Raw genomic sequence first — 19,364 nt, 5'->3', positions numbered from 1 at the left:
GAGTATGGATGCAGAAAATTGCTGCTTAAATCCTGCGATTACGGATCCTAAAGACTTAATCTCTTTCGAATATATCAATCCTGAGGTTTTGGATCTAATCAAAAAAGATCCAAGATTTCAAGAAGGTAGCCGGATGGTCTCCTTGGGAGAATTGAATCTGGCTACTATGAAGTATATCCAAGGAATGATCCAAAAGGAAACTTCAGAATTGAGTTCTTTGGAAGAAGAAGTAAAAAACAGTCTGGAAAACCAGGAATTGATCTCTGAGGATCTAAACCAAACGTTTCAATCCGGACTAACTTTCGGACAGAGAGTCGCTGATAAGGTGGCAGACTTCGGAGGAAGTTGGACATTTATATTAATGTTCGGAACGTCCATGGCGATATGGATCGGCATCAATGTATTCTTCTCCATTTGGAGATTCGACCCTTATCCATTCATTTTACTTAATTTACTTTTATCTACTTTAGCTGCGATCCAAGCTCCTATCATTATGATGAGCCAGAACAGGCAAGAAGCAAAAGATAGGGCCCGCTCCGAGATGGATTATAAGATCAATCTAAAGGCAGAACTTGAGATCCGACATCTTCATGAAAAGATAGATCATATTCTCAAAAACCAATGGAGAAGATTGACTGAGATCCAACAAATCCAGATGCAGATGATGCAAATATTAGGAAATCGTAAATAGGGTAGAGCTTTGAGTTGTGCAGCGTTCTTACGGCCTTAAATGGCCGCAGCGCAACGTTTACAAAGGCCGTTATGTCTTTCTTCTGCAGGATGTCTCCAACAACGAGGACATTCTTCTTCTTTAGGTTTTACAACTCTAACTGAAAAATGTTCATCCGAATATTCAGACAATTGTTCTCTTCCTGATTTTTCAAAACTAACTTGAGAAACAGTGAAGATCAGCTCCAAAACTTCTAAAGAAAAATCCTTTTGCAGTTTGCCTTCCGCTTTAGAAGAGATCTCTACGGCAGCTTCTAAAGATTTACCTAATTTGCCGGCCTGTCTTGCGAACTCCAAAGATTTATGAACTGTTTCTCTCGCAGTCAATGCTTCTTCGAACTTAGATTCCAGTTCTTTGTTTCTTAAAGAAGAAAGATCCGGGAATTCTTCCGTAAATACGGATTCTTTTTTGCCATTCTCTTTCCAAACTTCTTCAGTGGTGAAACTTAAGATCGGAGCGGAATATATACAAAGAGTCTCTAATATGATCTGGAGTGCGGTGCAGGAAGATCTTCTGGTTTTGGAATCTCTTCGGTCGCAATACATTCTATCCCGGATCATTTCGAAATAATCTTGGGAAAGAGTTACGGTACAGAATAACAGAAGTTTCTGATATACTTGGTGGAACTGATAATTTTCGTAATGGTTTTTCAGTTCTTCAGAGAGTTGAGCCAGTTTAGAAAGATAGTATTTATCTACTTCTTCCAAATCGGAGATATTCAGATTTTGATCTGAAGTATGTCCCGCTAAATTTCCTAAAAGATATCTGAATGTATTTCGGATCTTTCTGTAATTGTCTGCGATGATCTTAAGTCCGTCTTTCCCGACTCTTACATCGTCCCTAAAGTCCTGAGAGCTTACCCAAAGTCTGAGTATATCCGCGCCGTATACATTGATGATGTCAGTGGTAGGATCAATTCCATTGCCCAAGGACTTGGACATGGCTCTTCCTTGTTCATCCAAAACATATCCATGTGTCAGGACTGATTTATAAGGAGGAATTCCCCTTAGAGCCATAGAAGGCCAGAGACTGGATTGGAACCAACCTCTATGTTGATCCGAACCCTCCAAATACAGATCTGCTGGAGGTTCGTTGCCTCTTTCATTCAAAACTGCAAAATTAGAAACTCCTGAATCGAACCATACGTCTAAAATATCTTTTCCTTTTCTAAAAGAAGAAGATCCACATTTGGAACATTTTGTATCGGGAGGAAGAAGAGAATCCGCAGGTTCACTATACCAGATCTCTATTCCTTTAGTTCTCACTAGATCAGTGAAGAATTTTACGGATTTTGCATCTAAATGAGTTTCATTACAATTTTCGCAAGTGAATGCAGGGATTGGAACTCCCCAGTTCCTTTGTCTGGAAAGACACCAGTCAGGTCTTGTCTCTACCATAGAACGGATCCTGGTGATTCCCCAGTTAGGGATCCAACTCACTTTGTCGATTGCTTCTAAGGATTTTTCCCTGAGCTGTTGGTAATCCATTTGGAAAAACCATTGTGGGGTCGCACGGAAGATCAGAGGTTTCTTACTTCTCCAGCTATGAGGATAACTATGTTCAAATTCGGAATAATGAAGGAGTAGATTTTTTTCTCTAAGTAATTCTACGATCTTAGGATTTGCATCCCAGACTTTGATCCCTTTCATCATCGGGAATTCGTCAGTATATCTACCGTAATCGTCCACAGGAGAATAAGGTTCTAAACCTGCAGCTAAACCGATCTTATAATCGTCTTGCCCGTGACCAGGTGCTGTGTGAACTGCTCCTGTTCCTGCATCCAGAGTCACATGTTCTCCAAAAAGGGGAATAGAGTCCTGATCTAAGAATGGATGTCGGAATATCATTTTAGAAAGTGTTTCTTGGGAAACAGACTCTTTTTTAGTGAGCTGGACTTCTGCAGCTTTTTCTACTGCTTCTTTCAGTCCATCTGCGATGAGTAATTCTTCTCCATTCGGAGTTGCATAAAATGAATATGCGAATTTAGGATTAAAGCTAATAGCAAGGTTTGCAGGAAGAGTCCATGGAGTAGTGGTCCAGATCAGGCAGAATTTCCCATCCTGTCCTTTGATCGGAAATTTTACATAGATGGATGGCGACTTATGAGGATAATATTCTATCTCTGCTTCTGCGTGAGCCGTCGCAAGTTCTATACACCAATATACGGGTTTTTTACCTCGGTATACATAACCTTTTTCGAATAGATCTCCGAAAACTTCTACGATCTTAGCCTCGAAATCGGGGCTCATCGTTTTGTAGATCTTACCTTCTTCCCAAAAACATAAGAATCTAGAAAGGTCTTGTCCTTGTTTTTGGACCCATTGTTCCGCGTATTCTCTACAAAGTTTCCTTAATTCTTCCGGGCCGATCTCTTTTGCTTTTTTGCCTAAGTTCTTTAGAACTTGAACTTCGATAGGAAGACCGTGACAATCCCAACCAGGGATCATATCCGTTTGGTAACCCGCGAAAAATTTGGACTTAACGATCATGTCCTTTAAGATCTTATTGAGTGCGTGTCCTGTATGAAAGTTACCGTTCGCATAGGGAGGTCCGTCATGAAGAATGAATTGAGGGCGATCCTTTCTTTTTTCCTGCATTTTGCGAAGGATCTTTTCAGACTGCCAGGTTTTGATCTGGTCAGGCTCTCTAGTGGAAAGCCCTGCCTTCATGGGAAAATCCGTTTGTGGAAGTATTACGGTATTTGAATATGGATTCTTCTTATCTTCTTCTTTCATGGATTAAAATTCTATCTTCACTTTAGGGAGAAGTTTTCTTGCGGATTCTATCTGAGAAGGTTTTAATCCTGTCTCTTTTAAGATCAATAGTCTTAACTTAGGGTGGCTGGCTAAAAATCCGAGGTTTTTTGGAAATGACGCGATCTTTCTATTTCTTGCCAGATCCAAAACTTCCAATTTAGGGAATCCCATGACTATATCTATATCTGATTCTTTGAATTCTATTTTATTAGAATCCAAATAAATAGCCTCGATAGAAGTTCCTGTCAGTTCTGTAGGAATTCCAATAAAGTCGTTATTTCCTGCGAAAAAAAATCTGAGTTTAGAAAGTTTGGAAACGGATGCTGGAAGTTTTTCTATATCGTTCCCATAAATATTCAAATGTTCTAAATTACTCCAGTCTCCCACATTTTCAGGAAGAGAAGTAAGTTCGTTCATCCTAAGATCCAACCATTTTAGGTTCGGAAAATTGAATAGAGCGGGGGGAACTGTTCCAAGTTTGCCAAGTCCCAGATCTAATTTTTCTACTGAGCCTGGGTTTTTAGAAGCCTCGTTTAAAATTTCAGAAGCAGGACGTCTGCAATCAGAAATAATAAAAGCAGCACATAGGATTAAATAGGCGATAAAGATTTTTTGGATGGATCTCATCTGAAAATTTCCTCTAAACCGGATTCATAAACCGATTTCAGTTCGTTCGAAGAGGTGGAAATTCCATATCCTTGTATCTCGAGTTTAGCTTCTGATTCTACAGTTCCGATGGAATGGAAGTCCAAACCTTTAGAAGCAACATGAGATTTGATACTTTCCTCTTTTCCTTTTTCATAGCCGATCAGAACTGAACCCGAACTTTCTCCGAAAAGTGTAAGATCTTTTCTGGATTGTTTGACTGCACTTAGGTCTGCCTTAATTCCGAGCCCGGAGAGTATTACGATTTTCGCAAGTGCTACTCCAATCCCCCCCAAAGAAAGATCTTTGGCGAACGATAGATCTGCGTTCTTTCTAAGAGAAACTAAAACTTCTAATAATGATTTTTCGTCAGAAAGTTCGAATTTAGGGATCTGGCCCTGCACTTTACCTAAGAAAACTTTTTGGTATTCACTTCCGCCTAAGCTAGGGTTAAATTTACCGATTAACGCTAGCGAAAGTCCTGCTTTTTTAGGAGCACCCCAGACTGCTTCCTTCTGTTTGTCCAGAATTCCAACCATTCCAATAGTCGGAGTAGGGAAGATCGGTCCTTCAGGCGACTCATTATAGAAGGAAACGTTTCCTCCTGTAACAGGAAGTCCTAAGAACCTACAAGCATCTCCCATTCCTCGAACACATTCGGAAAACATATAATAGTTTTCTGGAATATAAGGATTTGCAAAGTTTAAGTTATTGGTTACGCCTAAAGGTTCTGCGCCTGTAACTGCTACGTTTCTTGCTGCTTCACAAACTGCGAGTGCAGCTCCCCAATATGGATCCAGGTAAGTGAATCTGGAATTACAATCCGTTGCAGTGGCCAATGCCATATCCGTATCAGGGATTGCGGATAATCCTCCGTCAGCACCCGGTCCGATCAGTTTGACTAGACCTACTTCGGTATCGTATTGCTCGATGATCGGTTTTCTGGAGGATATATTCCAAGAATTTAATAGTTTGAGAAGTTTTTTGCCCGCTTCATTCTCTTGCAGATCAGGAGTAGAATCGGGAGTCCAAGAAGAAATTTGATCCAAATACGCAGGACGTTTTGTTTCTCTAACGTATCTAGGAGCACCTCCTCCTAAAACTAAAGTGTCAGCAGGGATCTTAGCTTTAAGATTTCCATCTTTATAAACTTCTAATAAACCGGTATCGGTAACTTCTCCGATCTGGACTGCATTTAGATTCCATTTTTTGAATATGGCAACTAGCTCTTCTTCTTTTCCCTTTTGCGGGATTACCAACATTCTTTCTTGGCTTTCGGAAAGCATTGCTTCATAAGCATTCATTCCGGTCTCACGGAAAGGAACTAGATCCAGATCGATCTTCATTCCTGATTTTCCTTTAGCACTCATTTCAGAAGTAGCACAGGAAATCCCTGCAGCACCCATATCCTGGATACCTATTAAAAGTTTTTTCTGGATTGCTTCGAGAGATGCCTCCATCAGTAGTTTTTCCATAAATGGATCTCCTACTTGGACAGCAGAACGTTTGGACTCAGATTCTTTAGTTAGGTCTTTAGAAGCAAAGGATGCGCCATGTATTCCGTCTCTACCGGTGGTGGAACCGACGATGAATACTGCGTTACCCACCTTTCCTCCGGTGGTTGCACTTGCCATTTGATCATGTCTGACGATCCCTACAGTCATCGCGTTCACCAAAGGGTTCTTGGAAAAACATTCATCAATGAATAGTTCTCCACCGGAGACTGCGATCCCTAATGAGTTACCGTAATCTCCGATCCCTTTCACTGCTCTGGATAATAAGTATTTATTTCTGGGTTCGTCTGGATTACCAAACCTAAGGGAGTTTAAAGATACTATGGGTCTTGCTCCCATTGTAAAAATATCTCTCATGATCCCGCCCACACCTGTGGCTGCTCCTTGGTAAGGTTCCACTGCGGTAGGGTGATTATGACTTTCTATTTTGAAAACGACTGCCAGTCCTTGGCCGATATCCATGGCTCCGGCATTCTCTTCACCCGCTTGGGCCAAAAGTTTATCAGACTTTGTAGGAAGAGTTTTTAATTGAAGGATAGAATTTTTATAAGAGCAATGCTCCGACCACATTGCGGAGAAAATTCCGAGTTCTGTGGAGTTAGGGAGTCTGCCTAGGATTTCCTGGATTTTGCTAAATTCTTCTGAAGTAAGACCGTGTTCGAGAGCGTCTTGGAGGGAGACGGATTCTTTTTCCATTACAGGGCCAGTTTTTCTGACTTGGCCCCCACTGAAAACTATTTTAGGGCGGAAATACTGCCTTTAGGCTTCAGATATTGTAGTAGTTCCTACGGTAATATAGAAGAGGTCTTTTAGAGTCATCGGATACGGCGAATAATACTCTTCCGATCACTATAGTATGATCTCCCCCATCTACTTGTTTTTCCAGCTCACATTCTATCCTGGATAATGTTCCGTTCAAGTAAGGCACTCCGTTATGACCTAGATCGCAGGCTAGTTTTTGGATCAGTTCATGTTTGTCTATTTTACCTGACGCGAATTGGTTGGAAAGTTCCTGTTGGTCGGAAGATAGAATGTTCACCGTGAATAGCCCGGAGGCAAGCAATGGATCATGACTCGTTATATTCTTTTGAAGACTAAAAAGAACCAAAGGTGGATCCAAAGAAAGTGAGCTGAAACTGCTAACGGTCAATCCTCCCGCTCTAGTGGTGTCTGAAAAAGTAACCACAGTTACCCCGGAGGCAAAATGAGAGAGTGAATTTTTAAATTCGTCCGTACTGAAAGACATAGGATGTAGATAGTTCGGGAAAGAGTATTTGTAAAGTGGGAAATCTAAAAAAAAATTTCCGGTTTTACCGACCTAAAGCAACCGCTTTTAGTTTTCTCTAGCCCTTTTTAATATCCGCCCAAGGTCGTTCTTTTTCTAATTGTCCAGCCAATCGGAAAAGTACATCTTCTCTTCCTCGTTTGGAAGTGAATAACATTCCGATTGGTAAACCAAGAGTGGTTTTGGAAAGTGGAACTGACATAGAAGGTTGCCCTGTTAGATTTGCGAGCTGTGTAAAAGGAGTTCTAGATAGATTTTTTTCTACGAGTTGGTCTACCATACCGCTGGCTAAGAGTAATTTACCTGTTCCAATCCTTCCGATGATCTGCATTGCAATTTCTTCATATAGTTTAGGTGCAAGTTCTCCGATTTTTGCAGGAGGTTCCGCAGTGGTCGGGGTAAGATATAGATCATAATTTTGCAAAAAGGATTCTGAGATATAAGCTGCTTCATCCCAATAGCGGATCGCAGATACAAATTCACTTGCCGAGATGGATCGTCCTAAAAGCCCTAAGATCCAAGTAGTGGATTCCACATCCCCCATCTTTGCTTTTCTACCCAATACTTTATCTAAGCGAGAGATCTCTGAGGCAACTTCTCCGAAATACATGGTCACGTATGCTTTTGCTAAACGTTTTCCATCCACCTGAGGAGAACTTTCTTCTAGTTTATGGCCCAATGATTTTAGGAGCTTTACTGTGTCGTGTAACGCGTCTATATGATCTTGGTTGACCGGAGTTCCAATGGGAGAAACAAATGAATACGCGATCTTGAGTTTGCCTGGAGACTTCTTCGCTTCTGAAAGATAAGAAGTTTTATTTTTCTCCATAGAGAATGCTTCTTCTATTCCAACACCTGAGACTAGGTCCAAAACTGCAGCGCTGTCTCTAACTGATTTAGTGAGAACATGATCCTGAGAAGCTCCTTGCCAAACTCTTCCGTAAGGACGGACTGGGACTCTTCCTCTAGTCGGTTTTAATCCGAATAATCCGCAGTAGGCGGCTGGGATACGAATGGATCCTCCTCCATCTGAACCTGTTGCAATAGAACTCATTCCGGATGCAACCGCTGCTCCTGCTCCACCGCTAGAACCTCCTGGAGTTCTTTCCGGGTCCCAAGGATTTCGAGTTGGCCCGTGAAACTTTGGCTCGGTAATTCCCATCAAAGCGAATTCAGGAACATTCGTAGTGCCTATAAAAAGAAATCCCGCATTTCTAAGTCTGGAGACAAAAACACTGTCATCCGATGGAATATAATTTTTGTAAGCCTTGGAGCCTGAAGTGATCTTTTGTCCCTTCACATGGTGTAATAGGTCTTTGAGCAGAAGTGGAACTCCATAAAAGGGTCCCTTAGGTATCTTACCGGATCTCAACTCTTCTCTTGCTTTGTCGATCGTGTTCAAAACAACTGCGTTTAATTCCGGATTGAATCTATCTATCTTAGCTTCAGAAAAATCTAATAATTCTTTGGGTTGGATCTTCTTCTTTCGGATCAGATCAGCGAGGCCGATACTATCATAAGAATCGAATGGAAATTTTGTAGTACTCATAATTCTTCCGCCAGAATGGATTTAGGACCCGGTCGAAGTGGCAAATCCAAGTCAGAATCCTGGGAACCATTTACCGAATAAAACGCTCTAAGGGAGAGAGGCATAAAGCCTGGCCCACTAGGGTCAAGGATATTCCCCAGCCAAAGGGAATTTTCATTTATAGAATCGCAGCTAAAATCAGGATGGGTAAATATCGGTGATCAGAATAATGGATTTATTGGCAAAATACGGCAAACTTAGACGCGGAAGCTGGGCTGTGCTCGTCTTCGTATTCAGTTTGGCGATTGAGGCCGATACCGAACTGGACAAACAGTTTTTATCCGCTGTTAAAGAAGGAGACCTTCGTAAGGTAGAGTTACTTCTCGGCCAAGGCGCCACAATAGACGCTAAGGATGACGATGGTCGTACTGCGATCATGCTTGCAGAAGGTGAGGATGTAGTTGAGTTTCTCATCAAACACGGAGCAAATATCAATGCCCAGGACGTGGATGGGAACTCCGTATTATTCTACCGTTTACTTCCTATCTTAAAAGTAAAAATTCCGGATATGGATGATCTGGCCGAGGCAAAACGACTGATCGAGTCCGGAGCTTTGGTGGAATATTCTGCTCGAAAAGGTGAAGACCAAAAACCGGTTTCTCTTCTTAACATGGCGATCCGGAACCAAAGCCTTGTTTTAGTAAAATTTTTAATAGAGAACGGTGCAAACCCAAATCATGATCCGGGCGGGATTGAAGAATATCCGCTCTTCTTAGCTGTAGGAGGATCTGCTTCTCCTTCTAATTTGGCGATTGTAGAATATTTGTTGGCGAATGGTTCTAAAGCTGTGTTCACTAGCAGATTGAAGGATTCCCATACACCGAATGGAACTCATCAGATAGGCGCAAGAAATGCATTTCATTATGCTACAGAGCCCAAACAAACAGACCTGAAAATTTTGGATGTTTTAGCTAAGGCTGGAACAAATCTAAATCATAGAGACGCAGAAGGAAAAACTCCTCTCATGGAAGCTATCCAAAGGAAAAATGTTTCTGCAGCTCAGAAATTGATCCAACTCGGATCTGATCTTACTCTTGCGGATAACCAAGGTAAGACGGTACTAGATCTGGCAAAAGAATATCATCTCGATGAAATCGAGCGGATTTTAGCCGAAAAACTTTCCTCCAAGACACAATAATACAAAATCTTCTTAGTATACAGTTTTTAGAGTATACCGAACTGATATTTCGGTGTACGATACTTTTTTCTAAAAACCTCTAACAATTGTAAGGTTGTCATGTAGATTCGTCGTCATATCAACGTTATATAGGCGAAAATTTCTTTCATGATCATTCCATGCGAAGACAAAGTTGATCCTCCTCTAGAAAATCCGGATACTAAAGCCAAAGAGAAAGCTTTAGGACAATTCTTCACGCCTTCTGCTTTGGTGGGTCCTATGTTGGAATGGGTTTCCGAAACCAAAGCAGTCTTAGAAGGAAAAAAAATTAGAATTTTGGATCCAGGAACGGGAGAAGGAATTTTTTTCCAAGAATTCCAGGATCATTTCCCAAAATTAGATAGTGAATTTCACGGCTGGGAGATCGATCCGATACTACACGAGAAGTGTATACAAAACTTGGAGAAGGCGGGGATCTCCAAAAATCGTTTTCATTTGGTGTTAGGGGACTTCCTACAAAATGAAAAGAAAGAAAACTACGATATCATACTCTGTAATCCTCCTTATCTTCGTCTCAGCCATTCCAAACATGGAAAAAAATTGATCCGTCAATTCGCGGAGGACATCAACGAGGAGATTCCTGGGACAGCGAACTTGTATGTATTCTTCCTACTTCGTATACTAAGGCTTTTAGGGCCTGAAGGAAGGGCTTCCATACTTGTTCCTTACGAATTCTTGAATGCAGGATACGGAGTTCCGATAAAAAAAGCGATCATTCAATCAGGATACCTTCGTCGTATACTTATCTTAGATTCTTCCTGGTCCTTGTTCACTGGAGCTGTGACTTCTTCTTGTATACTGTTCTTGGAAAATTCAAGAACGAACGAAGAAGGTTTTTTTTGGTCAAGGACCTCATCATTCATTAAAGGAGAAAGTATAGAGCTTTCCGAGATGGTCTGGAGAAAAATTCGTCCCGATGCTGAAGCAAAGTGGACTAGATTATTGAGCGACGACTCGGAGCCGGTACAAAATATAAAAAATGATGATAAAAATTCACCTAACAATAATTATGTGACTATGTCCGAAGATAATCGCCAAGGATGGGTCCCTATCAAGGAATTCGGAAGTTTTAGGAGAGGAATCGCGACAGGGGACAACGGATATTTTCTTTTATCCGATAAAGACGCTTCGAACTTATCTATCCCTCGAAACTATCTCAGGTCTTCTATTCCGAAAGCTCAATACGCACTTTCTCCATTTTTTACCGGAGATGATTGGAATACTTTGAAGTCTCAAGGAGCCAAGGTTTGGCTTTTAGACGCAAAAGAAGTTCCGAATAATGATGAGCAAAAAGGTATTAACAAATATCTGGAAGAAGGGATCAAACGAGGTGTGCCTAAACGTTTTCTTCCTTCTAAAAGAAAACCTTGGCATTCTCAGGAGAATAGAGGGCCTTGCAGGATCTTAGCTACTTCTTTTCATAGGGAAGAAGTTCGGTTCGTGTTCAATCAAAGCCCCGCAGTTCATCTCACCTGCTTTCATGGATTTTCCGCAAAACCTGAGTATGCCCATTTCGAAGAATATTTATTTGCGTATCTGATCACTCCTTATGTTCGCAAAGAGCTGGAATCTAGAACTAGAGAATACGCTCAAGGGTTACGAAAAGTAGAACCAGGAGATCTGAATTCTCTTCTCGTGCCTGATTTCAGAAAATTAAAAGAAGCGGAGAAGGAGAAGATCGGAAAATTACTCCATAATTACAGGAATATGATCCGTCCTTGGACTCCCGGTCGCAGACAAAAAGGGGAAAAAGGGATCAGAAACCCGGAAGAAGAAGCAATACTCAAAAGTATTGAGACTGAATTCTTGACCGGGTTATAAGAATAACTACTTTAGATTTTTATAAAGTTTATCTAAAAGCCGGACAAGATCTTTTTTTTCCGGTTCAGTAAAACCTTTATAAAGACCTGCAAGCAAAGATCTGGAGATCCCAAGCATCACAGGTCGGATAGAGTAAGCCTTGCGGGTAAGTTGGAGATTAACCACCCTTTGGTCTTGAGTATCTCTCACCCTTTCCACATAACCTAGATCTTGCAGTTTATCCACAAGAGCAGTTAGAGTGGATTTGTCCCTGTCTATCATCCGAGCGATATCCTGCATCGGAACTCTTTTGGACATTGCAAGAGCGAATAGAATATCCGCATGGGTAGTGGTTAGTTGCCCGAGGCCCTTGTCCTTCAGTTCCGAATTCAGACGTCTATGGAATTCGTCCCTGATCCTAGAAATCAGATAAATAATCGTACGAGGATTCATCTTAGAATACCTTGCCTATCAGGCGAATTGGTAGAGATAGATTACTTCGCCGATAGCAGCAGGTTTTGCAGCACCTTCTACTTCGAAGCTAAGTTTTAAGGTCATTCTTGCGGTCCCTCTCAGGTCCTTCAGTTCTACCAGTTCTGCTCTAAGTTTGAGTTTGGAACCCACCTTCACAGGATCCAAAAAGCGGAGTTTTTCCATTCCGTAGTTGATTCCCATTTTGATGTTTCTTAGTTCTAAGATTTGGCTTAAAAGATAAGGAGCCATAGAAAGTGTAAGATAACCGTGAGCGATTGTAGTCCCGAAAGGAGATTCTTTAGCGGCTCTTGCCGGATCTGTATGGATCCATTGGTGGTCCAGGGTTGCGTTTGCGAATGTATCGATTTGTGCCTGGGTGATTTCGTGAGCGTCGGATACGCCTAGTTCTTTTCCTTCGTATGCCTGTAGTTCTGCGAAGCTGGAGAGTACGAGTTTAGCCATTTGATTTTGTCCCTGTCAATGCCGGTTCTATATGTCCAATAGCCTAAGGTATTAAATAGTTTTGTCACCAACTTTTTATGCAAAACCAGAACGACTGTTCTGTTCGTATCCCAAAGTTTTTGGCAAAAGTTTACCTGTAAAATTTCTATTTTTCACGCGAAGGCGCAAAGCTTAGAAGGTCCGGTATTAATTTGTCGGATTCTGTTTGGATTCCTTCTTTCCTTAGCGGCTTGGCGTGAAATTCCTTGCTATTTTCTTTAGTTGAGGACTTTACGAAAACTTAAAGTTATTTTACGAGAATAGAACGTTCGTTCTGCTTTTTGTTGTGGTATTGAAAAACGTTCTCATTTCGAAAAAAGGAAAATTGTAAAATTCGAAAATGATAGAATCCGGTCTTCCGACCTCTTGTAAAGGCCCCTTTCGGGATTTTAGATTGACATAGACGAGTAATCACGTTTGATAGAAGTTAGATATGGGAAGTTCGCCGGACCATTTAGGCCCCCTGCTGATTCAATTCCTCTTGGGAGTAGGATTCTCCGCTCTCATACTCGGACTCGCGTTCCTTCTAAACCCCAAAAAAAAATCCAAACCTCATGACACTTTCGAGTGCGGGGTACCGTATTATGGGGATGCAAAGGGATTGTTTAATATCAAGTTTTACTTGGTCGCCGTTCTCTTTATACTTTTTGATATAGAAGCGATCTTCCTTTTTCCTTACGCCGTGAATTTAAAATCATTCAAAGAGGCGGGACTCGGGAATTTTCTTCTAATAGAGATGTTTGTTTTTATTTTCACCCTCGTGGTTGGACTGTATTATATTCGGAAGAAGGGGGCCTTAGAATGGGATTAAACGAACAACTCGCTCAACCCGGATCGTCTTACGGAGATTCTTTTCAGATCGCTACGGTTGATTCCGTAATCAATTGGGGAAGAAGTTACTCCTTATGGCCTTATCCTTTTGCGACTGCATGTTGCGGGATAGAATATATGAGTACTGCCTGTGCGGATTATGATATCGCTAGGTTCGGAGCAGAAAGACCTTCTTTCTCTCCTAGGCAAGCAGACATGATCCTCGTTCTCGGAACCATCACTTATAAAATGGCTCCGGTGCTTCGTGAAATTTACGACCAATTGGCCGAACCAAAGTTTGTGATCAGTTACGGAGCCTGCGCTTCTTCCGGTGGAATGTTCCATGCATACTCAGTTTTGCAGGGAATTGATAGGATACTACCTGTGGATCTTTATGTTCCGGGTTGTCCTCCTAGACCGGAAGCACTTTTGGATGCTGTAATCAAACTTCAGGAAAAAGTAAAAACTCAGGGGCTAGAAGCCAGAAGACAGGAAGTAATGGATAAGATCCGGGAAATGAACGAAAGAAACAAACCCCTGGTCGTCCAATGAAAGAAACAATCCAGAGTTTCCTAAAAGACAAATTCCCTCATTTTATCTCCAAGGAAGAAGAAATACTTACCAATCTTCCTACATTCTTCTTAAAACCGGAAGGAATTGCTACTGTTCTTTCCGCTTTAAAAACAGCGCCTGGGATTGAACTGAATTATCTGAATGATCTGACTGCAATCGATTGGTTGGGTAAAAAAACTCCAAGATTCGAAGTTTGCTACCTTCTCCGCTCCGGAAACAAATCCTCCACAAGAGTACAATTTCGCGTAGCATTGGAAGAAGATGAACAAGTCCCAAGTATCATAAGTATTTTTAAGGGTGCGAATTGGCCGGAGAGAGAAGTTTACGATCTATTTGGCATTCGTTTTGCGGGCCATCCTAGAATGGATCGCCTTATCATGCCTGATAATTTCCAAGGCCATCCATTAAGAAAAGATTATCCTCTAGAAGGTTTCGGTCAGGATTATCTGGTAGAAGACCTTCTCACCATCCACTTAAAAGAAGATATGGAGGCTTAAGATGACAGCGATGTATGAAAAAACCGCGGAACATTTCAGTCTCAAACAGAAAAAACTCCCGGAAGGACATCTGCTCGTCAACCTGGGACCTTCTCACCCTTCTACTCATGGGATCTTACAGAATGTGATCCAACTAGATGGAGAAAGAGTGGTGGATGCAGAATCTGTGATTGGTTATGTGCATCGCAGTTTCGAAAAATTAGGAGAACGTTATACTTATAATCAATTCTTAGTCTGCACGGACAGAATGAATTACGTATCCACTCCTTTGAATAATATCGGATGGATACTTGCTGTAGAAAAAATGCTCCAAATAGAAGTTCCGGATAAGGTGACTTACGTTCGAATGATCGTGTCCGAACTTTCTCGTGTGATGGATCATATTATCTGCAATGGGATCCTGGGTGTGGATCTTGGTGCATTCTCCGGGATGTTACATTTATTCCATCATAGAGAGAATATCTATCAGGTTCTGGAAAAACTTACAGGTGCAAGACTTACCACTACATTCTGCAGAGTTGGTGGACTCGAAAAAGATATTTATCCTGAATTCGAAAAGGATGTGAAGACAATTATCAAAGGTCTTCGTCCTGCGATAGAAGAGTTCCAATCTTTATTAGTAAATAATAGGATCTTTATGGATAGAACGGAAGGTGTGGGAGGTATCTCCGCAGAAGATGCTATCTCTTACGGTTATTCCGGTCCTAACTTAAGAGCCGCAGGAGTTCCTTGGGATATTCGTAAGGATGATCCTTATATGTTCTATGATAAGGTGGATTTTGATATTCCCGTGGGAGAGGACGGTTCGGTTCTTCATAGGACTCTTGTTCGTATGGAAGAGATGAGACAATCTCTTCGAATTGTAGAGCAGTTAATCAATGGTCTTCCAACCGGTGCTCATCATGCTGATATTCCTCATATTTATCTTCCTGATAAGAGTAAGGTTTATAAGAATATGGAAGAGTTGATCTACCATTTCAAATTGATCATGCATGGTATCAAAGTTCCTAAGGGAGAATATTATATGGCAACCGAGGCAGCTAACGGCGAGCTCGGATTTTATATCGTTTCCGAAGGGGAGAAATCTCCTTGGAGAGTGCATGTTCGTAGGCCATGTTTCTGGTTTTATCAATCTTTCCCTGAATTAGTTAAAGGTTCACTTCTTGCGGATACGGTCGCTACAATGAGTTCTATGAATGTGATCGCAGGGGAGTTGGACTGCTGATGAGTTATCAATTTTCTTCCCAATCGGTTGCAAGACTAGACAAACTATTGGAGATGTTCCCGGATAAAAGGAGTGTGATCCTCCCGGGGTTGTATCTCCTGCAAAAAGAACGAGGTTTTGTGGATAGAGAAGGAATGGAGGCACTTGCCGATAAGATCGGTTCTCCAATTTCTCTCGCTCAAGTGTATGGGGTCGCAACATTCTATACCTTATACAATAAAAAACCCGTGGGCAAGTATCATATCCAGATTTGCGGAACTTCTTCTTGTTATATGAGAGGGAATGATAAACTCGAAAAACATATTTGCTCTCGTTTGGGAATCGAACTCGGAGAAACAACCCCAGATAAAAAATTCACTTTGGAAGAAGTGGAATGTCTGGGTGCATGCGGATACGCTCCTATGGTCCAGATCAATGATGCATATTATGAAAATCTAACGTTCGAAAAAATGGATGAGATCCTGAAGGATTTGACCTAAGGGGAAACGTTATGGCAGAAATGAAAATCCTCACTAAATTTATAGACGATCCCCGTTCCAACGAATTGGAATTTTACGAATCAGTTCACGGTTATGACGGGATGAAAAAGGCTTTGTCTATCGCGCCGGAAGAAATTATTGAGATCGTTAAAAAATCGGGTTTAAGAGGAAGAGGGGGAGCAGGTTTCCCTACGGGACTGAAATGGTCTTTTATTCCTAAGGATATTCCAAAACCCAAATATTTGATCTGTAATGCGGACGAGGGAGAGCCCGGAACATTCAAAGATCGTAAACTGATCGAGAACCTTCCTCACCAGATCATCGAGGGAATGGTAATCGGTGCAAAAGCCATCGGCGCAAACAAAGGATTTTTTTATATCCGTGGAGAGTTCAATAAAGGGATCGACTCCATGCAAAAGGCAATCGACGAGGCCTACGCAAAAGGATACCTGGGAAAAAATATCCTAGGCAGCGGATTTGATTTTGATCTGGTATTATACGCAGGAGCAGGTGCTTATATCTGTGGAGAAGAGACCGCTCTCATCAATTCTTTGGAAGGTCGTAGGGGCCACCCAAGATTAAAACCTCCATTCCCCGCTGTTTCAGGTCTATATCGTTGTCCTACAGTGGTGAATAACGTGGAAACTTTTTCCACAGTTCCACATATTTTGGACAAGGGTGCAGATTGGTATTCTAAGATAGGTACTGAAAAATCTCCTGGCACTCGTTTATTCTCCGTTTCCGGTCATGTAAAAAGACCTGGAGTATACGAGATAGAATTAGGAACTCCTTTATTAGAATTAGTGAATGATCTTTGTGGCGGAATGTTGGACGATGTTCCGTTAAAAGCGGTGATCCCAGGCGGTTCTTCTGTTCCTATTCTAACTGCAGAAGAATGTAAAACCGCAAATATGGATTTCGAATCCATGGCGGCTCATAAGACAATGCTTGGTTCCGGTGCGGTAATTGTCATCGGAGAAGGCACTGACTTGGTGGAAACCACTTACAGATTTGCAAGATTCTACGCTCATGAATCCTGCGGTCAATGTACTCCTTGCAGAGAAGGTACTCATTGGGTGAGGGACCTACTGCACAAGATCAGAGAAGGAGAGGGAACAAGTGCGGACTTGGATCTAATTCTTTCTTTAGCTCGAAACATGGAAGGTGGAACTACTATCTGTCCTCTTTCCGACGCATGTGTGGGAGCGGTTCGACCTACTATCTTAAAGTTCAAACATGAATTCGAAGCCAGATTAAAAGACAAAGCAGGCAAAGAAGAACAAATTCCTGCACAGACGGGAGTCTGAACCATGGATTGGAATATTGTTCTACTCTGGTTATTGAAAAGTGCACTTTTTTTCTTGGTGTTCATCACTGCTTGTGCCTACTATACATTAGCAGAACGTAAAGTAGCTGGGTTTATCCAGGACAGAAAAGGCCCGAATCGCGCTGGTCCTCTGGGTTTATTACAACCATTGGCCGATGGGATCAAATTCTTAACAAAAGAAGAGATCTTCCCTCAGAATGTGAACAGGGTCATGTATCTGATCGCGCCTGCGATCTCTATGACTTGTGCGATCATGGCTTGGGCTGTAGTTCCTTTGGGTGGGACCGTGATGTTACCTGAATGGCTTGCGAAAGAGATCGGTTCTCCATATTTGGATCTTCAGATCGCAAATCCTGATACTGGGATCTTGTTTTTATTTGCTATTTCCAGTCTTTCCGTTTACGGAATTATCTTAGCAGGTTGGTCCAGTAATAATAAATATTCTTTGATCGGTGGGATCCGTGCTACGGCTCAGATGATCAGTTATGAGTTACCTCTCGGTCTTTCTGTTGCGGCTATCGTGATCTTGACCGGATCTTTAAAGCTCACCGATATCAATGATGCGCAAGTAGGTCTTTGGAATATCTTCAAACTTCCGGGTTTTATCGCATTTTCAGTTTTCGTAGTAGCAATGTTTGCGGAGACAAATCGACTTCCTTTCGATTTGGCAGAAGCGGAATCCGAATTAGTAGTAGGCTTCCATACGGAATACGGTGCGTTTAAATTTGCGTTATTCTTCATTGCGGAATACATGAATATGATCACTATGAGTTGTGTGGTCACCATTCTGTTCTTTGGAGGATATCATCTTCCTTTCGGCTTGTTAAGCGGTTCTATTTGGCAGGCATGGGCAGGACTCGGTTTCTTTACCGTTAAGGTTTTATTCTTCGCATTTTTATTCATGTGGGTGAGATGGACCCTACCTAGATTCAGATACGATCAGCTAATGACAATTGGCTGGAAAAAAATGATCCCTTGGGCAGTGGCGAATATTCTGATCGCGAGCGTTTACGTTGGTTTGGACGGTTTCTGGAAATGGTAGGAATATTCGATAATCCTCAGCTTCTGCTCTTTTTTATATTTAGTGGAGTATTGGTTGCCGGGGCCTTAGGAGTCGTATTTCATCCGAATCCGATCAGCTCAGCAGTTTTACTTGTACTTTCCTTTTTCGCGTTAGCCGGAATTTATGCGGTCATAGGTTCCGTTTTCGTGGCTACCATGCAGGTTTTGGTCTATGCAGGTGCTATTATGGTGCTTGTAGTTTTCGTTTTGATGCTTCTTTCTTTGCATGACGAAGGGATTGCGAAACTTTGGAATCATCCGATCAAAAAAGTCCTGGTTCTTTCCGTGGTTGTGTTGCTTGCAGTTGTGCTTATTCATTCCGTGAGGGAAGGTATTCCGAACACGGATTCTTCCCCTACTGGATATTCTGAGTCAGGTTCTTACGAATATACATTATCCAAATCGGCAGAAGGAAAAGCGGGTGTGATCGCAGAAGGAAATACTGCTGTAGTAGGAAGTTCCATGTTCTTGGATTATCTTCTTCCTTTTGAAATCGTTTCCATATTACTTTTAGCCGCCGTACTAGGTGCAGTTATATTAGGGAAAAAGAATTTAGGTAAAAAAACAGAAGAAGGGGAGCCATGAATCCGGGAATTCTGAAACCAACTCTTGCGGGAATCCCCGTGGAATATCTGCTGATCCTTGCCTGCATTATTTTTTCCATCGGTGTGGCAGGTGTTTTATTCAGAAGAAGTGCGGTAGTCATCTTTATGAGTATAGAACTCATGTTGAACTCCGTAAATTTGGTATTTGTCGTTTTTTCGAAATCACTTCATCAGGTCCAAGGAGAAGTGGTGGTATTTTTCGTGATGGCAATCGCGGCAGTGGAAGCTGCGATCGGTCTTGCCTTAGTGGTTGCAATTCACAGAAAGAAAAAGACAAGTTTCGTAGACGAAATGAATTTAATGAAATGGTAAAACG

19 protein-coding genes are annotated in these 19,364 nt (G+C 41.7%); 12 read left to right on the top strand and 7 right to left on the bottom strand.

Annotated features, from left to right (window positions below; all coding sequences use genetic code 11):
* The first annotated feature begins 4 nt into the window (after positions 1-4).
* Positions 5-691, top strand: a complete 687-nt coding sequence (locus EHO65_RS00445) for a DUF1003 domain-containing protein (RefSeq protein WP_135772290.1) — start codon at positions 5-7, stop codon at positions 689-691.
* Between the two features lie 35 nt (positions 692-726).
* On the opposite strand, the gene ileS is transcribed toward EHO65_RS00445, so the two are convergent.
* The 5 genes from ileS to EHO65_RS00420 form a co-directional block, all read right to left on the bottom strand.
* Positions 727-3,465, bottom strand: coding sequence for an isoleucine--tRNA ligase (gene ileS, locus EHO65_RS00440; protein WP_135772289.1), 2,739 nt, complete (start codon positions 3,463-3,465; stop codon positions 727-729).
* 3 nt (positions 3,466-3,468) lie between these two features.
* The gene (locus EHO65_RS00435) at positions 3,469-4,113 is read right to left on the bottom strand and encodes a leucine-rich repeat domain-containing protein (RefSeq protein WP_135772288.1); all 645 of its coding nucleotides are present in this window, start codon (positions 4,111-4,113) and stop codon (positions 3,469-3,471) included.
* Positions 4,110-6,341 (bottom strand): phosphoribosylformylglycinamidine synthase subunit PurL, encoded by a 2,232-nt coding sequence (gene purL, locus EHO65_RS00430; protein WP_135772287.1) that lies wholly within the window; start codon positions 6,339-6,341, stop codon positions 4,110-4,112. The genes EHO65_RS00435 and purL overlap by 4 nt, the downstream gene beginning before the upstream one ends.
* 70 nt (positions 6,342-6,411) lie before the next feature.
* Complete coding sequence (locus EHO65_RS00425) at positions 6,412-6,891, bottom strand: flavin reductase family protein (RefSeq protein WP_135772286.1); 480 nt, start codon at positions 6,889-6,891, stop codon at positions 6,412-6,414.
* 97 nt (positions 6,892-6,988) lie between these two features.
* Positions 6,989-8,479 (bottom strand): amidase, encoded by a 1,491-nt coding sequence (locus EHO65_RS00420; protein ID WP_135772285.1) that lies wholly within the window; start codon positions 8,477-8,479, stop codon positions 6,989-6,991.
* A gap of 208 nt (positions 8,480-8,687) precedes the next feature.
* On the opposite strand from EHO65_RS00420, the gene EHO65_RS00415 reads away from it, so the two are divergent.
* Together EHO65_RS00415 and EHO65_RS00410 are read left to right on the top strand one after the other, a co-directional pair.
* Positions 8,688-9,656: an ankyrin repeat domain-containing protein gene (locus tag EHO65_RS00415; protein WP_135772284.1), complete on the top strand. Its 969-nt coding sequence runs from the start codon at positions 8,688-8,690 to the stop codon at positions 9,654-9,656.
* Positions 9,657-9,803: 147 nt separating this feature from the next.
* Positions 9,804-11,516 carry an HsdM family class I SAM-dependent methyltransferase gene (locus tag EHO65_RS00410; RefSeq protein WP_135772283.1) on the top strand — a complete coding sequence of 571 codons (1,713 nt, stop codon included), beginning with the start codon at positions 9,804-9,806 and terminating at the stop codon, positions 11,514-11,516.
* A gap of 6 nt (positions 11,517-11,522) precedes the next feature.
* Here EHO65_RS00410 and EHO65_RS00405 read toward each other — a convergent pair whose 3' ends face one another.
* Together EHO65_RS00405 and EHO65_RS00400 are read right to left on the bottom strand one after the other, a co-directional pair.
* Positions 11,523-11,948 carry a MarR family winged helix-turn-helix transcriptional regulator gene (locus EHO65_RS00405; protein WP_008594860.1) on the bottom strand — a complete coding sequence of 142 codons (426 nt, stop codon included), beginning with the start codon at positions 11,946-11,948 and terminating at the stop codon, positions 11,523-11,525.
* An 18-nt stretch (positions 11,949-11,966) separates the two neighbouring features.
* Complete coding sequence (locus EHO65_RS00400) at positions 11,967-12,431, bottom strand: MaoC family dehydratase (protein ID WP_008594866.1); 465 nt, start codon at positions 12,429-12,431, stop codon at positions 11,967-11,969.
* Positions 12,432-12,903: 472 nt separating this feature from the next.
* On the opposite strand from EHO65_RS00400, the gene EHO65_RS00395 reads away from it, so the two are divergent.
* The 9 genes from EHO65_RS00395 to nuoK are packed head-to-tail and all read left to right on the top strand — an operon-like array spanning position 12,904 to position 19,360.
* Positions 12,904-13,281 (top strand): NADH-quinone oxidoreductase subunit A, encoded by a 378-nt coding sequence (locus EHO65_RS00395; RefSeq protein ID WP_036089115.1) that lies wholly within the window; start codon positions 12,904-12,906, stop codon positions 13,279-13,281.
* Positions 13,272-13,832, top strand: coding sequence for an NADH-quinone oxidoreductase subunit B (locus tag EHO65_RS00390; RefSeq protein ID WP_100705410.1), 561 nt, complete (start codon positions 13,272-13,274; stop codon positions 13,830-13,832). The genes EHO65_RS00395 and EHO65_RS00390 overlap by 10 nt, the downstream gene beginning before the upstream one ends.
* Positions 13,829-14,350 carry an NADH-quinone oxidoreductase subunit C gene (locus EHO65_RS00385; protein WP_135772282.1) on the top strand — a complete coding sequence of 174 codons (522 nt, stop codon included), beginning with the start codon at positions 13,829-13,831 and terminating at the stop codon, positions 14,348-14,350. The genes EHO65_RS00390 and EHO65_RS00385 overlap by 4 nt, the downstream gene beginning before the upstream one ends.
* A 10-nt stretch (positions 14,351-14,360) precedes the next feature.
* On the top strand, positions 14,361-15,575 hold the full coding sequence (locus tag EHO65_RS00380) for an NADH-quinone oxidoreductase subunit D (RefSeq protein WP_135772470.1): 1,215 nt from the start codon (positions 14,361-14,363) through the stop codon (positions 15,573-15,575).
* The gene (locus tag EHO65_RS00375; RefSeq protein WP_135772281.1) at positions 15,575-16,054 is read left to right on the top strand and encodes an NADH-quinone oxidoreductase subunit NuoE family protein; all 480 of its coding nucleotides are present in this window, start codon (positions 15,575-15,577) and stop codon (positions 16,052-16,054) included. Before EHO65_RS00380 ends, EHO65_RS00375 begins: the two co-directional genes overlap by 1 nt.
* 11 nt (positions 16,055-16,065) lie before the next feature.
* Positions 16,066-17,361, top strand: coding sequence for an NADH-quinone oxidoreductase subunit NuoF (nuoF, locus tag EHO65_RS00370; RefSeq protein ID WP_135772280.1), 1,296 nt, complete (start codon positions 16,066-16,068; stop codon positions 17,359-17,361).
* Positions 17,362-17,364: 3 nt separating this feature from the next.
* A complete protein-coding gene (gene nuoH / locus EHO65_RS00365; protein ID WP_135772279.1) occupies positions 17,365-18,423 on the top strand; it encodes an NADH-quinone oxidoreductase subunit NuoH in 1,059 nt (352 codons plus the stop codon).
* Positions 18,417-19,028: an NADH-quinone oxidoreductase subunit J family protein gene (locus tag EHO65_RS00360; RefSeq protein ID WP_135772278.1), complete on the top strand. Its 612-nt coding sequence runs from the start codon at positions 18,417-18,419 to the stop codon at positions 19,026-19,028. Before nuoH ends, EHO65_RS00360 begins: the two co-directional genes overlap by 7 nt.
* Complete coding sequence (gene nuoK / locus EHO65_RS00355) at positions 19,025-19,360, top strand: NADH-quinone oxidoreductase subunit NuoK (protein WP_020768973.1); 336 nt, start codon at positions 19,025-19,027, stop codon at positions 19,358-19,360. Before EHO65_RS00360 ends, nuoK begins: the two co-directional genes overlap by 4 nt.
* Positions 19,361-19,364 lie beyond the last annotated feature (4 nt).

It is taken from the genome of Leptospira andrefontaineae (assembly GCF_004770105.1).
GTDB classification, from domain to species: Bacteria; Spirochaetota; Leptospiria; order Leptospirales; family Leptospiraceae; genus Leptospira_B; species Leptospira_B andrefontaineae.
Note: the sequence above shows the minus strand (reverse complement) of the source record. Positions and strands in the feature narration are given on the sequence as shown.